At 66.6% G+C, this 15,101-nt stretch carries 13 protein-coding genes and 1 pseudogene; 4 read left to right on the forward strand and 10 right to left on the reverse strand.

All coding sequences use genetic code 11. The annotated features are described in order from the left end of the window. From ccoO to FHW58_RS18880, 9 genes and pseudogenes are all read right to left on the reverse strand, one after another. Complete coding sequence (gene ccoO / locus FHW58_RS18840; protein WP_179674711.1) at window positions 1-615, reverse strand: cytochrome-c oxidase, cbb3-type subunit II; 615 nt, start codon at window positions 613-615, stop codon at window positions 1-3. Window positions 616-629: 14 nt separating this feature from the next. Further along, window positions 630-2,051 (reverse strand): cytochrome-c oxidase, cbb3-type subunit I, encoded by a 1,422-nt coding sequence (gene ccoN / locus FHW58_RS18845; protein WP_179674712.1) that lies wholly within the window; start codon window positions 2,049-2,051, stop codon window positions 630-632. Between the two features lie 187 nt (window positions 2,052-2,238). After that, window positions 2,239-2,400 carry a cbb3-type cytochrome oxidase assembly protein CcoS gene (ccoS, locus tag FHW58_RS18850; protein ID WP_179674713.1) on the reverse strand — a complete coding sequence of 54 codons (162 nt, stop codon included), beginning with the start codon at window positions 2,398-2,400 and terminating at the stop codon, window positions 2,239-2,241. Continuing rightward, complete coding sequence (locus FHW58_RS18855) at window positions 2,400-4,862, reverse strand: heavy metal translocating P-type ATPase (RefSeq protein ID WP_179674714.1); 2,463 nt, start codon at window positions 4,860-4,862, stop codon at window positions 2,400-2,402. Before FHW58_RS18855 ends, ccoS begins: the two co-directional genes overlap by 1 nt. Continuing rightward, on the reverse strand, window positions 4,841-5,656 hold the full coding sequence (locus FHW58_RS18860) for a sulfite exporter TauE/SafE family protein (protein ID WP_179674715.1): 816 nt from the start codon (window positions 5,654-5,656) through the stop codon (window positions 4,841-4,843). Before FHW58_RS18860 ends, FHW58_RS18855 begins: the two co-directional genes overlap by 22 nt. A 7-nt stretch (window positions 5,657-5,663) precedes the next feature. Next, window positions 5,664-7,061, reverse strand: coding sequence for an oxygen-independent coproporphyrinogen III oxidase (gene hemN / locus FHW58_RS18865; RefSeq protein WP_179674716.1), 1,398 nt, complete (start codon window positions 7,059-7,061; stop codon window positions 5,664-5,666). Between the two features lie 3 nt (window positions 7,062-7,064). Further along, a complete protein-coding gene (locus FHW58_RS18870) occupies window positions 7,065-8,699 on the reverse strand; it encodes a PAS domain-containing methyl-accepting chemotaxis protein (protein ID WP_179674717.1) in 1,635 nt (544 codons plus the stop codon). A 151-nt stretch (window positions 8,700-8,850) separates the two neighbouring features. Next, window positions 8,851-9,045: pseudogene (locus tag FHW58_RS18875) on the reverse strand (YiaA/YiaB family inner membrane protein); the annotation flags it as partial. Window positions 9,046-9,111: 66 nt separating this feature from the next. Further along, window positions 9,112-10,047 carry a DUF808 domain-containing protein gene (locus tag FHW58_RS18880; RefSeq protein WP_179674718.1) on the reverse strand — a complete coding sequence of 312 codons (936 nt, stop codon included), beginning with the start codon at window positions 10,045-10,047 and terminating at the stop codon, window positions 9,112-9,114. 101 nt (window positions 10,048-10,148) lie between these two features. Here FHW58_RS18880 and FHW58_RS18885 point away from each other — a divergent pair, with 101 nt between their 5' ends. Next, window positions 10,149-10,787 carry a LysE family transporter gene (locus FHW58_RS18885; RefSeq protein WP_179674719.1) on the forward strand — a complete coding sequence of 213 codons (639 nt, stop codon included), beginning with the start codon at window positions 10,149-10,151 and terminating at the stop codon, window positions 10,785-10,787. An 83-nt stretch (window positions 10,788-10,870) separates the two neighbouring features. After that, complete coding sequence (locus FHW58_RS18890; RefSeq protein ID WP_179674720.1) at window positions 10,871-12,817, forward strand: FecR family protein; 1,947 nt, start codon at window positions 10,871-10,873, stop codon at window positions 12,815-12,817. A 48-nt stretch (window positions 12,818-12,865) separates the two neighbouring features. Here FHW58_RS18890 and FHW58_RS18895 read toward each other — a convergent pair whose 3' ends face one another. Continuing rightward, window positions 12,866-13,348: a phage regulatory CII family protein gene (locus FHW58_RS18895; protein ID WP_179674721.1), complete on the reverse strand. Its 483-nt coding sequence runs from the start codon at window positions 13,346-13,348 to the stop codon at window positions 12,866-12,868. Window positions 13,349-13,433: 85 nt separating this feature from the next. On the opposite strand from FHW58_RS18895, the gene FHW58_RS18900 reads away from it, so the two are divergent. Both FHW58_RS18900 and FHW58_RS18905 read left to right on the forward strand, forming a co-directional pair. Then, window positions 13,434-14,306 carry a hypothetical protein gene (locus FHW58_RS18900; RefSeq protein ID WP_179674722.1) on the forward strand — a complete coding sequence of 291 codons (873 nt, stop codon included), beginning with the start codon at window positions 13,434-13,436 and terminating at the stop codon, window positions 14,304-14,306. A 2-nt stretch (window positions 14,307-14,308) separates the two neighbouring features. Further along, window positions 14,309-15,085, forward strand: a complete 777-nt coding sequence (locus FHW58_RS18905) for a DUF2491 family protein (protein WP_179674723.1) — start codon at window positions 14,309-14,311, stop codon at window positions 15,083-15,085. Window positions 15,086-15,101 lie beyond the last annotated feature (16 nt).

Below are 15,101 nucleotides of genomic sequence, written 5' to 3' on the forward strand. Positions count from 1 at the left end.
CTAGTTCCTCGTTTTGATCAGGGTGCCCAGGCCTTGCAGGTAGGCGATCAGGGCGTCTTCTTCGGTCTTGTCCTTGAGCTCGTCCGGCGCGGCGGCGATCTCGGCGTCGGTGTACGGCACGCCGATGCGGCGCAGCGCGCGCATCTTCGGCTGCACGTCGGCCGGCACCAGCGTGGTTTTGGCCAGCCACGGGTAGTTCGGCATGTTCGATTCCGGCACCACGTCGCGCGGATTGTTCAGGTGGGTGCGGTGCCATTCGTCCGAGTAGCGGCCGCCCACGCGCGCCAGGTCGGGACCGGTGCGCTTGGAGCCCCACTGGAACGGGTGGTCATAGACGAACTCGCCGGCCACCGAGTAGTGGCCGTAGCGCTCGGTCTCGGCGCGCAGTGGACGCACCATCTGCGAGTGGCAGTTGTAGCAGCCCTCGCGCACGTAGATGTCGCGGCCGGTCAGGCGCAACGGCGAGTACGGCTTGAGGCCCGCCACCGGCTCGGTGGTCGACTTCTGGAAGAACAGCGGCACGATCTCGACGGCGCCGCCGACGCTGACCACCAGCGTCACCAGCGCGATCAGCAGCCAAGGATTTTTCTCGATCCATTCATGTGAAAATTTCATACTGTGCTCCGATATCAGGCGTGGGCCGCGTTGACGGCCGGGATAGGCGCGACGGCGGTCTTGGTGTCACGCAGCGTCATCCAGGTGTTGTAGGCCATGATCAGCATGCCGCCCAGGTACAGCAGGCCGCCGGTGAAGCGCACCACGTAGTACGGGTAGGTGGCCTTGACGCTTTCGGCGAAGGTGTAGGTCAGGGTGCCGTCTGGATTGACCGCGCGCCACATCAGGCCCTGCATCACGCCGGCGATCCACATGGCGGCGATGTACAGCACCACGCCAATCGTCGCGACCCAGAAGTGCAGGTCGATCAGCCGGGTCGAGTGCATCTTCTGCTGGCCGGCCATGCGCGGGATGATGTAGTAGATCGAGCCCATCGTGATGAAGCCGACCCAACCCAGCGCGCCGCCGTGCACGTGGGCGATGGTCCAGTCGGTGTAGTGCGATAGCGAGTTGATGGTCTTGATCGACATCATCGGGCCTTCGAAGGTGGCGATGCCGTAGAACGACAGCGAGACGATCATGAACTTCAGGATCGGGTCGGTGCGCAGCTTGTGCCAGGCGCCGGACAGCGTCATCATGCCGTTGATCATGCCGCCCCAGCTCGGCGCCAGCAGCACCAGCGAGAACACCATGCCGACCGATTGCGTCCAGTCCGGCAGCGCGGTGTAGTGCAGGTGGTGCGGGCCGGCCCACATGTAGGTGAAGATCAGCGCCCAGAAGTGGACGATCGACAGGCGGTACGAGTACACCGGGCGTTCGGCCTGCTTGGGAATGAAGTAGTAGACCATGCCGAGGTAGCCGGCGGTGAGGATGAAGCCGACCGCATTGTGGCCGTACCACCATTGAATCATCGCGTCCTGCACGCCGGCGTAGACCGAGTACGATTTGAACAGCGAGGCCGGCATCGACATGCCGTTGACCACGTGCAGGATGGTCACGGCGATGATGTAGGCGGCAAAGAACCAGTTGGCCACGTAGATGTGCTTGACCTTGCGCTTGATGATGGTGCCGAAGAACACCACCGCGTAGGACACCCACACCAGCGCGATCAGAATCGAGATCGGCCATTCCAGTTCGGCGTATTCCTTGCCGCGCGTGAGGCCCATCGGCAGCGTGACCACCGCGCTGAGAATCACGGCTTGCCAGCCCCAGAAGGTGAAGGCGGCCAATTTATCCGAGAACAGGCGCACCTGGCAGGTACGCTGTACCACGTAGTAGGAGGTGGCAAACAGGCCGCAGATGCCAAACGCGAAAATCACCGCGTTGGTGTGCAGCGGACGCAGACGGCCATAAGTCAGCCATGGAATGTCCAGATTCAGCGCCGGCCAGGCCAGCTGGGCGGCGATGATGACGCCGACCAGCATGCCGACGACGCCCCAGACTACGGTCGCAATCGTGAATTGCTTGACGACCTTGTAGTTGTAGTGTTGATCCAATTGAGTTCTCCCCGGAACACTTTGATGATGTAGGTCAAAGGTTACTTAGGGGAGACTTAAAAAACTTTGATGTAAGTCAAAATCCGCCGGATCCCCGTCATTCCGGCGCAGGCCGGAATCCATGGAACGTCCGCGCGGAGTCAGCATGGATTCCGGCGTACGCCGGAATGACGGGGCGCGACGGCGTTCAAGCCGGCGGCGCGGGCGGCTTGTCGTCGTCCTGAAGAATGCGCAGGGCCGGGCCGACCAGGTCGTCGAACTGGCCGTCGTCGGAGGCGCGGAAGAAGATCCACAACGCCACGAACACCAGCAGCACGCTGAGCGGAATCAACAGGTAAAGCGCCTCCATCAGCGCACCTTCCTGAGCCGCAGCGCGTTGAGCACCACCACCGCCGAACTGAGCGCCATGCCCACGCCCGACAGCCACGGATTGAGCCAGCCCAGCGCGGCGGCCGGAATCGCGGTGACGTTATACACCGTCGCCCAGCCCAGATTCTGCCGAATGATGCGCATGGTCCGCTCGGCCACGCGCGCGCTGTCCGCCACCGCGCTGAGCCGGCCGTTGAGCAGCACCGCATCCGCATGCGCCTGCGCCAGCGCTGCCCCGCCGCCCATGGCAAACGACACATCGGCCGCGCCCAGCACGGCGGCGTCGTTGATGCCATCGCCGATCATCGCCACCACGCAACCGCGGCGCTGCATCTGCTGCACGAAGTTGAGCTTGTCCGCCGGCAGGTAGCCGCCAACGGTGGTCTCGATGCCCAGCTGATCGCCGACGCGCCGTGCCAACACGTCATCATCGCCGCTGACCAGCACCACGGTCTTGCCGCGTCGGCGGAAGTAGTTGACCGTCTCCTGCGCATCGGGCCGCAGGCCGTCGTGCAACTGGAAGCACGCCAGCCACTGACCTTCCACGCCAAGGTAAACCGGCGTCACGCCATCCGCCACCGCGCGCTCCGGTGCCAGCCCGGCGATGTCGGCCACAAACTGCGCGCTGCCCAGCCGGTAGCGACGGTTGTGCACCATGCCCTCCAGGCCGCGACCGGCGGTTTCGCTCAGCGCCGTGGCGGTCCAGTGCTGCCACCCCGCTTCGTCGGCGGCCGTCGTGATGGCGCGCGCCAGCGGATGGGCGCTGCCGGCTTCCAGCGCGGCCGCCACCTGCAGGCAAAAGTCTGCGCGCATCGCGCCCAGTTGCTGTATCCCTTGCAGCACCGGACGGCCCCAGGTCAGCGTGCCGGTTTTGTCCAGCACGATGTGGGTGGCGCGGTGCAGCGTTTCCAGCGTCTGCGCGCCGGTTACAAGGACACCCTGACGCAGCAGGCTGTCGGTGGCGGCGGCCAGCGCGGTAGGCGTGGCCAGCGACAGCGCGCATGGGCAGGACACCACCAGCACCGCGATCGCAATCGGCCACGCGCGCGCGGCGTTGCCGTCGTGCCAGCACCAGAAGCCGAATGCGGCCAGCGCAAACATTAGCAGCCCGGCGACGAAATACCCGGCCACGCGGTCCGCCCACAGCGCGATGCGCGGCTTTTCGCCACCGGCGCGGTTAATCAGTTTGACCAGGTCGGACAAGGTGCTGTCCTGCGCCTTGCGCGTTACGCGCGCCAGCACCACGGCACCGGCGTTGATGGCGCCGCCGGGAATGGCGTCGCCGGTATTCTTCGGCACCGGCGCGCTTTCGCCGCTCAGTAGCGACAGATCAAGCGAGGTGCGGCCTTCGATGATGACACTGTCGGCGGGCACCGCTTCGCCGGGTTTGATCACTATGACGTTATCCACAGCCAGCGCGGCGGCGCGCACGATGGTGGCGGCGCGGCTGGCCGGATAATTTTCCAGCAGCGAGGCCGATGCCGGCAGCGCGTGCTGCAAGCGTTCCAGCGCGGCACCGGCCTTGCGGCGCGCGCGCAGTTCCAGGTAGCGGCTGCACAGCAGCAGGAAGATGAACATCGTCACCGAGTCGAACCACACCTCGCCCTTGCCGCTGACGGTGGCGGCCACGCTGGCACCAAACGCGGCGGCGATGCCCAGTGCCACCGGCACGTCCATGCCGAGGGAGCGCGCGCGCAGGCTGGTCCAGGCGCCGCGCCAGAACGGCAAGGCCGAGTAACAGATGGCGGGCAGCGTCAGTAGCAGGCTGGCCCAGCGCATCAGCGAGGCCATGCTGTCGTCCAGCGTGCCGTCGCCGCGCGCGAGGTACGATGGCGCGACGTACATCATCACCTGCATCATCGACAGGCCGGCCACGAACAGCTGGCGGCCCAGTGTTTTCGATGCGCGCCGCTGCTGGTCGGCGTGGCGGCCGGCGTCGTAGGGATAGGCGGCGTAGCCGATGGTGTGCAGCGCGGCCAGGATGTCGCCGGGCTGGCACGCGGCGCTGCGCCAGCGCACATACAGGCGTTCGGTGGCGACGTTGAGCTGCGCGCAGTCGACGCCGGGCAGGCGCACCAGCCGGTGTTCGATCAGCCACACGCAGGCGGCGCAGCGGATGCCTTCCACAGTGAAGGTCGATTCGCGGCTGTCCTCATCGAGCGCGAAGCGCGGATCGGCGTTGTCGTACAGGTGCAGTTCCGGCGGCAGTTGCTGCGCGCCGTCGGCGCTGGCGGCGTAGGCGGTGCGGTCGCGGTAGTAGTTTTCCTGGCCGAGGTCGACGATGGTTTGCGCCACGGCGGCGCAGCCGGGGCAGCACATGGTGTGCGCCTGGCCGGCGATGGTGACGGTCCACGCCGCGTGGTCGACCGCGTCGGGCAGCGGCTGGCCGCAGTGGTAGCAAGGCGCCGGCGCCGTGTCGATTACGGGTGTGGTGTGAGGCATAACATGTCCATCCATTCGGGCGTGACGCCACCCGCTGCGCGGGCAAGCCCGAGGAGGCCGAACGCCAGCACCAGCAGGCCGCAGGCGATGCGCACGTGGCGGCGTTGCATGGCGTGCGTCAGGCGCGTGCCGAGCAGGCCAAGGGTGGTCAGCATCGGCAGCGTGCCGAGGCCGAAGGCCAGCATCATGGCGGCGCCGTTGGCGGCCGAGCCGCTCAGCAGGGCGGTGGTGAGGGCGCTGTAGACCATGCCGCAAGGGAGCCAGCCCCACAGGGCGCCGAGGGCATAGGCTTTGGCGGCGGTGTCGGCTGGCATCAGGGTTTTCATGGCGGAGGCGATGGCGGGTTGGGCGCGCTGCCACAGCACGCGGCCGCCCTGCTCCAGCACGGCCAGGCCGCGCCAGGCGTTCATCAGGTACAGGCCGAGGGCGATCAGCATCAGGTTGGCCAGCCAGTAAAAGTTCATTTGCAGGCCGGCCACGGCTGCCATGTTGCGTGCGCCGCCGGCGAGGCCGCCGGCCAATGCGCCGGCCACCATGTAGCTGGAGATACGGCCGGCGTTATACGCCAGCACATGCCCCACCCCGCCGTCGTTCCGGCGCAAGCCGGAACCCATAGAACGCCTGAGCGGATACTCAGCATGGACCGCAGCGGCGGACCGTCCGTCGTTCGCCGGAATGACGACGCGGGGGGCGGTGGTCGAGATCGCCGCGACGATTCCGCCGCACATCCCGGCGCAGTGGATGCTGCCGGCCAGGCCGACCACAAACACTGGCAGTAACTGTGCGGCGTTCATGGCATCCTCAAATCGTCTTCGAGTAGCGCAGTGGCTGCCCCGCGCCGAGATAACGATCGAACACCATGCAGATATTGCGGATCAGCAGACGCCCTTTCGGCGTCACCGACATCCATTCGTCATCGACGATCAGCAGGCCGTCCTCCTCGAAAGCCTTCAGCTTCTCCAGCTCCGTCGCAAAGTATTGACGGAACTTGATCGGAAAGCCCTGCTCGATCGACGACATCGACAACTCGAAATTGCACATCAGTTTGGCGATCACGATACGGCGCAGCAGGTCATCGTTATCCAGCTTGATGCCGCGCGTGATCGGCAGCACGCCGCCATCCAGTTTTTCGTAATACGCGTCCAGCGTCTTCTCGTTCTGGCTGTAGGTCGCGCCCACCGCGCTGATGGCCGACACGCCGCACGAAATCAGCTCCGACTCCGCGCGCGTGGAATAGCCCTGGAAGTTGCGCTGCAACCGCCCCTGGCGCTGCGCCACCGCCAGCTCGTCGTCCGGCTTGGCGAAATGGTCCATGCCGATGTAGATGTAGCCGGCGTCGCACAGGCGCTGGATGCTCATCTTCAGCAGCTCCAGCTTGACCGCCGGCGACGGCATGTCGGCATCCGCAATGCGGCGCTGCGGCTTGAAGATGTGCGGCAGGTGCGCGTAGTTGTACAGCGCGATGCGGTCGGGCGAGGCGGCGATTACCTTGTCCAGCGTTTGCGTCATGCTGGCGATGGTCTGCTTGGGCAGGCCGTAGATCAGGTCGATGCTGATCGAGCGGAAGCCGGCGGCGCGCGCGGCGTCCATCACCGCGCGCGTCTCGGCTTCGGGCTGGATGCGGTTGACCGCCTTCTGCACCTCGGGATCGAAGTCCTGCACGCCCAGGCTGATGCGGTTGAAGCCCTGCGCGCGCAGGCTGTGCACGCGCTCCACGCTGACCGTGCGCGGATCGATCTCGATCGAGTACTCGCCGTGGGCATCGTCGGCGAAGTCGAAGTTGGCGTGCAGGTGCGTCATCAGGTCGCCCATCTGCTTGTCGCTCAGGTAGGTCGGCGTGCCGCCGCCGAAGTGCAGCTGCTCGATCTGGCCCATGCCGTCGAACAGGCGGCCCTGCATGTCGATCTCCTGCTTCAGGTAGCCCAGGTAGACGGCGGCCTTGCCGTGGTCCTTGGTGACGATCTTGTTGCAGCCGCAGTAGTAGCACACCGTGTCGCAGAACGGGATGTGGATATACAACGACAGGGGCCGGCGACTGCGACGCATGCGCAGGCCGGCCACGGCTTCCAGGAACTGGCCGTAGCCAAAGTCGCCCTGGAAGCGATCCGCGGTGGGATAGGAGGTGTAGCGTGGGCCCGATTGACTCAGCTTGCCGATGATCTCGGCGTCGAATTCAACGGGTGGGAAAGGCGTATTCATGATTTATGCGGCGAGGCGTTTTACTGAAGAGGGCTGCTGTGCGGCGGCACGGGCGACACGCGCGCTGCGTACCGGACCAAACTTGAACAGGCTGACCGCCTGCGTCAGGCCGCCGGCTTCCTGCGCCAGGCTGGCGGTGGCGGCGGCCGCCTCCTCGACCAGCTGGGCGTTCTGCTGTGTCACCTGGTCCATGTGGGCGATGGCCGAATTCACCTGATCGACGCCGATGCTTTGCTCGTGCGAGGCGACCGAGATTTCCTTCATGATGGCGGTGACCTGCTGCACCGAGGCCACCACTTCCTTCATGGTGGCGCCGGCGCGGTCGACCTGCGCCATGCCGGCGCTGACCTTGCCGACCGAGACGTCGATCAGGTTCTTGATGTCCTTGGCGGCGGTGGCGCTGCGTTGCGCCAGGTTGCGCACCTCGCCGGCCACCACCGCGAAGCCGCGGCCCTGTTCGCCGGCGCGCGCCGCCTCGACGGCGGCGTTCAGCGCCAGGATATTGGTCTGGAAGGCGATGCCCTCGATCAGGCCGATGATGTCGACGATCTTGCGCGAGGAGTTGTTGATCTCGTCCATGGTGGCGATGACGTCGGCGACGATCTCGCCGCCCTGCACCGCCACGTCCGAGGCGTTCTGCGCCAGCTTGTTGGCCTGGGCGGAGTTGTCGGCGTTCTGCTTGACGGTGGACGAGAACTGCTCGACGCTGGATGCGGTCTCCTCCAGGCTGGCCGCCTGCGCCTCGGTGCGGCCGGACAGGTCGGCGTTGCCGGCGGCGATCTGGCGCGTGGCCACCGCCATGGTCTCGACGTTGACGCGGACGTCGCGGATGGTGGCGATCAAATTGCTGTTCATCTGCTGCAGCGCGCGCAGCAGCTGGCCGACCTCGTCGGTGGCCTCGGTGTCGAACGAGCCGGACAGGTCGCCGGCGGCGATGGCGCGCGCGCCCTGCAGCGCGCGGTCGAGCGGCTGCAGCACCGACACCCGCAGCGTGTACCACAGGAACACGTTGATCAGCAGGCCGAGGAAGGTGGCGGCGAAGATGCCGTAGCTGTTGGCGCCGTGGCCGTTCATCAGCGCGGCGGCGCAGACCAGCACCTGCAGCACGTTGACCACGCTGGTGGCGGCCCAGATGCGGAAGCCGAGCGAGGTGTGGCTCAGGCGCGACAGCAGCGTGCCGACGCCCGGCTCGATCACCTGGCCGTTCTTGATGCGGATGCCGTGGTTGGATTCGGTGCGGATGGCGCGGTAGGCCTGCTCGGCGCGGGCGATCTGGTGGCGCTCGGCCTTGACGCGCACCGACATGTAGCCGATGGTCTTGCCCTGTTCGCGGATGGGCGTGATGTTGGCGCGCACCCAGTAGTGGTCGCCGTTCTTGCAGCGGTTCTTGACGATGCCGGTCCACGGCGTGCCGGCCTTGATCGAGGCCCACAGGTCGGCGAAGGCTTCGGACGGCATGTCCGGATGGCGCACGATGTTCTGCGGCGCGCCCAACAATTCCTCTTCGGTGAAGCCGCTGATGTGGGTGAAATACGGGTTCACATAGGTGATGTTGCCGTTCAGGTCAGTCTTCGACACAATGGCCTGGTCGTCCAGCACGTCCACTTCACGATTGGTCACGGGTTGATTGTTGCGCATAGCGGCTCTCCGGGGGCGGTTTTATTGCTTTATCGCAATAGATATGGCCAGTTTACGGAGTCCGCCGGTCAAATTTATTGATTTAGATCAAATTTCCCCGGATTGGAGCGTGCCATGGCCACCGGGGAGAAATCCCTGCTGGTCAGCGGTGAGGGACGCTGGCGAGGTCGCGCACCGATTTCTGCAGCGAGACGGCGGCGAACAGGCCGTACATCAGGATCACGAAGTAGTAGCCTTTCTCGTTGAGCTGCATGGCGGCGTTCCACAAGCCGATCATGTAGGTCAGGGCGCCGGCCAGCAGGGCCAGCCAGGAGGCGCCGACGAAGGCGTTGGAGGGAGAATGCATGGGTGCTCCTTGTCGATAGGGAAAGCGAGGCCGGACGGCGCGCGCTCCCGTATCAGACCAGAAGACTCAGGGTTGCTTTTTGACCAGCCGCAGAACTTTGCCGACCGCCGACACCACCACCAGCGCCAGGCCGCCGGCGATGACGCCGGCCACGGCGTCCAGCAGGCTGGGGACGATCACGGCCAGCAGGCCGCCGACCGCCGGCGTGGCGGCCACCGCCTCGGTGGCGTGGTGGATCAGGTCGTGGGCGAACAGCAGGCCGTGGGTCAGGATGCCGCCGCCGACCATGAACATGGCCACCGTGCCGACGATGCCCAGCAGCTTCATCAGCACCGGCGCCGCCGACAGCAGCACCCGGCCCAGCGCGCGCACGGCCGCGCCGCCGCGCTGGCTCACGTAGAGGCCGGCGTCATCCATCTTGACGATGGCGGCCACCAGGCCATACACGCCCACCGTCATCAGCAGCGCGATGCCGATCACCACCGTCACCTGCTGCGCGAACGGCGCCGTCGCCACCGTGCCCAGCGCGATGACGATGATCTCCGCCGACAGGATGAAGTCGGTGCGCACCGCGCCCTTGATCTTTTCCTGTTCCAGCGCCACCAGGTCGACGTCCGGCTGGCTGAGCGCCTGGCGCAGCTCGGCCTTGTGCTCGTCCTCGCCGCCGTGGAACAGGCTGTGGGCGATTTTCTCGAAGCCCTCGAAGCACAAATACAGGCCGCCCACCATCAGCAACGGCGTGATGGCCCACGGCGCGAATGCGCTGATCGCCAGCGCCGCCGGCACCAGGATGGCCTTGTTCTTCAGCGAGCCGACGCCCACCGCCCACACCACCGGCAGCTCGCGCTCGGCGCGCACGCCGGCCACCTGTTGCGCGTTCAGCGCCAGGTCGTCGCCCAGCACGCCGGCGGTTTTCTTGGCCGCCATCTTGCTCATCAGGGCGACGTCGTCGAGGATGGTGGCGATATCGTCGATCAGGGCGAGCAGGCTGGAACCGGCCATGGAGAGTACTCCTAACTGTGGTTGGACAGGCAATATTAACCCAAGCCAGCGGCGGCACGATACCGCTACAATGATGATTGCCTACATTAAACGGAACCACCATGAGCTTCGCCACCTGGATCGCCTTCTTTGTCGCCGCCTGCATCATTGCCGTGTCGCCCGGCTCGGGCGCGGTGTTGTCGATGTCGCACGGCCTGTCGTATGGCGTGCGGCGCGCCAGCGCCACCATTTTCGGCCTGCAGACCGGCTTGCTGCTGGTGTTCTTCATCGCCGGCGCCGGCGTCGGCTCGCTGCTGATGGCGTCCGAGGTGGCGTTCAACATCGTCAAGACGGTGGGCGCGCTGTACCTGATCTACCTCGGCTTTAGCCAGTGGCGCGCCAAGGTCCACATCAGCGAAGCGCAGCAGGCCGCCGTGGCGGTGCCACCTGCCCGCAGGCGCTTCCTGACCGGTTTCCTGACCAACGCCACCAATCCGAAAGGGATCATTTTCATGGTGGCGGTGCTGCCGCAGTTCATCACGCACAAGGCGCCGCTGCTGCCGCAACTGCTGATCCTGGCGGTGACCATGTGCTGCATTGACCTGGTGGTGATGCACAGCTACGCCTTCCTGGCCTCGTCCATGCAGCGCTTCTTCCGCGACGCCCGCGCGGTCAAGAAGCAGAACCGCGTGTTCGGCGGCTTGCTGATGGCGGTCGGCGCGGCGCTGTTCTTCGTCAAGCGCGGCGGGGCTGCGGCTTAAAAAGTTTGCAAGGATTTGTAACCGCTGTCGTCGGATTCCAGCGTGCGGCGTTAAATCAGGGATAACCCACAGGAGACGCTGCCATGAGCCGCAAGATCATCCACACCATCGTGCTGGCCGCATTGGCCGGCTTTTCCGCGTTGGCGCAGGCGGAAGACCCGCCGGCGATTGTCGGCCGTATTTCCAGCGTCGAGGGCCAGGTCACGCTGGTGGGCGATGGCGGCGAGCCGGTCGGCGCCGCGCTGAACTGGCCGGTCACGGCGGACAACCACATCAACACCGCCAACGGCGCCCGCGCCGAATTCCGCGTCGGCTCGACCGCCGTGCGCGTGGATGGCGACTCCGACCTGCAAATCACCGGCATGGACGACGACCTGCTGCGCCTGCGCCTCAACTACGGCAGCGTCAGCATCCGTGTGCACAATCCCGATCTGCTGCGCGACTTTGAACTGACCACGCCGCAAGCCCGCATCACCATGCTGGAGCTGGGCGTGCTGCGGGTGGACGTGGATCGCCAGCCGGACACCAGCCAGGTCAGCCTGCTGGCTGGCAGCGCGCGCGTGGAGGGTGCCGGCTCGTCGGTGGTGGTCTACAACGGCCGCCACGTGGACGTGACCGGCGAGGACGTGCGGACCAGCGTGGCGCGCCGCGACGGCTTCGACATCTGGGCCGAGGAGCGCGACCGTTACGACAACAGCGCCACTGTCACCACCCGCTTCGTCTCGAGCGGCATGACCGGCTACGAGGAACTGGACCGCAACGGCACCTGGACCGAGAGCGTCGAGTACGGCCCGCTGTGGACCCCGCGCAACGTGGCGCTGGACTGGGCGCCGTACCGTGATGGCCGCTGGATCTGGCTGGCGCCATGGGGCTGGACCTGGGTCGACAACGCGCCGTGGGGGTATGCGCCGTCGCACTACGGGCGCTGGGTGATGGTGGGGCGCCGCTGGTGCTGGGCGCCGGGACGTCCGGCCGGGCGGCCGGTGTGGGCGCCGGCGCTGGTCGGCTGGGTCGGCGGTCATGACGGCGGCCTGCGTCCGGGACCGGGGCTGGGCTGGTATCCGCTGTCGCCGCGCGACCGCTTTGTGCCGACGTACCGGGTGTCCAACGACTATGAGCGCCGCGTGACGTGGACGCACAACGGCAAGCCGTTCACGCCGCGCAACGACTGGAATGGCCACCGCGATGGCCTGACCATGCTGCCGCGCGACCAGTTCGAGGGCCGCCGCAATGTGGTGGTGGGACGTGGCCAGCAGGTGATTCCGCCGGCGAATGTGGTGAAGAACGTGGCGCCGGTGGCGCCGCCGCAGCCGCCCGGCCTGTCGCTGACCACCCGGCGCGGCGGCTGGGGCGACCGCGACCATGACGGCATTCCTGACCGCTTCGACCGCAACGATGGACGTAACGACGGACGTAACGACGGACGTAACGAGGGCCGCAACGACGGCCGCAACGACCGTCCGGGCCGGGTGATCACGGCGCCGTCGCAGCCGGTGCCGGTGCCGGCGCAGCAGCCGCGCGGTCAGATCAGCACGCTGGCGCCGAACCAGTTCGGCCATCCCGACTCGCCGCCGCAGACGATCAATCCGAATGATGTGCGGATCGAATTGCGGCCACGCTTCAACCAGCCGGGGCAGCCGAACCTGCCCGGACAGGGACAGCCGCCGCACTGGCAAGCGCCAGTCGCACCGCCGCAGCTGCAACAGCCGCAGCAGCCGGCGCAGCAGCCACCGCAGTGGCAGCCGCCGCGCGACCGCGATCGCGCCGACCGCGAACGGTTTGACCGTGGCGACGACCAGCGCCGTTTCCGTCCGCGTGACGAACAGCGCCCACAGCCGGCGCAACCGCAACCTCAACCGCAACAAGCGCAACCGGCGCCGCAGCCGCCACGCCAGTTCACGCCGCCGCCGCAACAGCCGCCGCAACAGCAACAACAACCGCAACAGCGTGCCGAACCGCGCCGCGAGCCGGAAAAGCCGCGCGAAGAAAAACGCGACCCCAATCGCGACCGCCGCGACAACCGGCAATAAAAAAACGTGGTCTGTCCCCAAACTGGGGGACAGACCACGTTTTTGGAACTATTGCTGGGCTTTCAGGCGCAGGCGCGCGCGCCACTCGCCCAAGGCCGATAGCGCGCCCTGGAATTCGCGCTCGATCAGATCGGCCTCGGCCGTCGTCACCTTGCCGTCCATCAGCGCGCTGGAGACGGCTTCCGCCACCGCGCCCACCTGGCTCATCACCTTGCATACGGTCTGCGACAAATCGTCGTCGCCGATGCTGTGCGGCGTCGGCACCACGAAAGCCGCCATGCCGTGCCGCACCAGCAGCGCGTGCAGCGGCAGGTGGGCGTCCGCCACGCCCGCCTTGTGGCACAAGTCCACCACCGTCGACACCTCCTCGAACGACGGGTAGTGCGACGCGATCGTCGGCGCCAGCTTGTTGCGCAAGACGTTGACCGAGATCCCCATGGCCTGCGCCAGGGCGTCGATGCCGCCGGGATAGGCGCGCGCCACCTTGTAGAGCGCGTCGTGCTGATTCATGTCCAGGTATTTGCGTGTCATGGTGAAGCGTGCCTTTTATTACCGATGCAACCGCCGACGCGCGGCGCTATGCTGTTTTTCATTCAACTCTTTGTGAAAAGACATCATGAAGCCATTTCCATCTGCGCTGCTGTTGGCGGTTTGCCTGGCCTTGGCCGGCAATGTGCCCGCGTATGCGCGCTCAACTGCACATTCTGGCACATCGTCGTCGTTTAAAAGTGGATTTTCTTCACAAAAGAGCAACTCGGCGCGGCACAGCAAGCCATCGGCGCCGCCCGCCAACCGCCAGAGCGGCCCCGGCGCGTTTGGCCAGCAGGCGGGTTCGCCGGCGCAGCCGCCGCGCAATACCTCGGCCCTGTCGCGCGATGTCGACCAGAGCGCCGCCCGCGCCAACGCGCTGAAGACGCTGGACCAGCGCCGCGCCGCCGCCAACAACCAGCCGCTGCCGCCGTTGAACGATACCCTGCGCCAGCCGTCGTCGGCGCAGCCACCGTCTCCCGTGTACCGCGCGCCGGCCTATCCGGCGCCGGGGCCGGGCTACCAGCAGCAGTCGTCCGGCGGCGGTAACGGCCTGATGGCGGGCGTGATGGGCTTCATGCTGGGCCGCGCGATGAGCCAGAGCCATCAGCCGGTGGCCTACCCGACCACCAGCGGCCAGCAACCCTCGCCGCAGCCGGCAGCGGCCGCCACCACACCGGCCGGGCCGACCATGCCGTCCACCGCCGGCGCGGCTGGCAACGCGGCGCCAGCCGATGGGGCCGTGGTGACTGGCATGCCCGGCCTGGCCGCGCCGTCGCCAGCGGTCGCGCCGTCCGCCGCAGTGCCGGCGGTCGCGCCGCAGCCCTCGTTCTTCATGAGCGTGCTGCGCTGGTTTGCCTGGCTGTGCTTGCTGAGTTTGCTGGCGTGGACGGCCGTGTATTCGGTACGCAAGTTCCGCCGCCTGCGCGCCGCGCCGAATTATTCGTTTGAAAGGAATTGAAGATGGGCTGGTCGGATGGATACAACTATCTGCGCAATGGCGCGGCCAGGCTGGCCGGCAACGAGGCGCCGCGCACCGATGGCGATCTGCCGCTGGGCGCGCGCATCGGCAGCGTGGTCGGCCTACAGCAGTCGCCGCTGCTGCGCGCCGCTGGCGCCGGTTCGCTGATCACGCTGCCGGACGCCAACGACACCCGCGTCGTGGCCGTGTCGCAGTTGCGCCTCAAGCAATCGGGCGGCCTGTACCGCTACTACCTGGACACCGGCGACAACGACGACAAGGAAAAGTTCCTGCAGGTCTACCAGAATGCCCGTGGCGAGGTCAGCGAGATCCTGTACTGCACCCAGCTGGCGCGCGTGATCCCGGAGACCGCCGCCGACCAGGACGCCTATACCGGCCAGTCGGGCGCCGGCCTGGGCGACCGCAGCTATACGTTGTGGCGCGAGCAGCTGACCGGGCTGGATCTCGACCTGGACCTGATTTTCGGCGACAGCGACGGCGTCGACTACTGGCGCGATGCCGGTGACCCGGAAACGCCGTTCATGCCGCCATTCACCGGCACCGAGGTGCGGCTGGACGACGCCAGCGGCGGCACCGGCCTGCGCCAGGACCTGTATTTCATGCCCTACGTGCGCGAACTGCGCGGCGGCGGCCACGAATATCTGCTGATCACGACGGAAATCATCCACAGCGTGAACGGCGATGCAAGCAAACGCGGGATCCATGTGGACTTTGTGATCGGCATCCCGGTGGAGCAGCAACGCATCGTTATCCAATGATGCGCAACTTTGAAAC

Origin of the sequence: Duganella sp. 1224, assembly GCF_013408245.1 — a bacterium.
Lineage (GTDB): Bacteria > Pseudomonadota > Gammaproteobacteria > Burkholderiales > Burkholderiaceae_D > Rugamonas.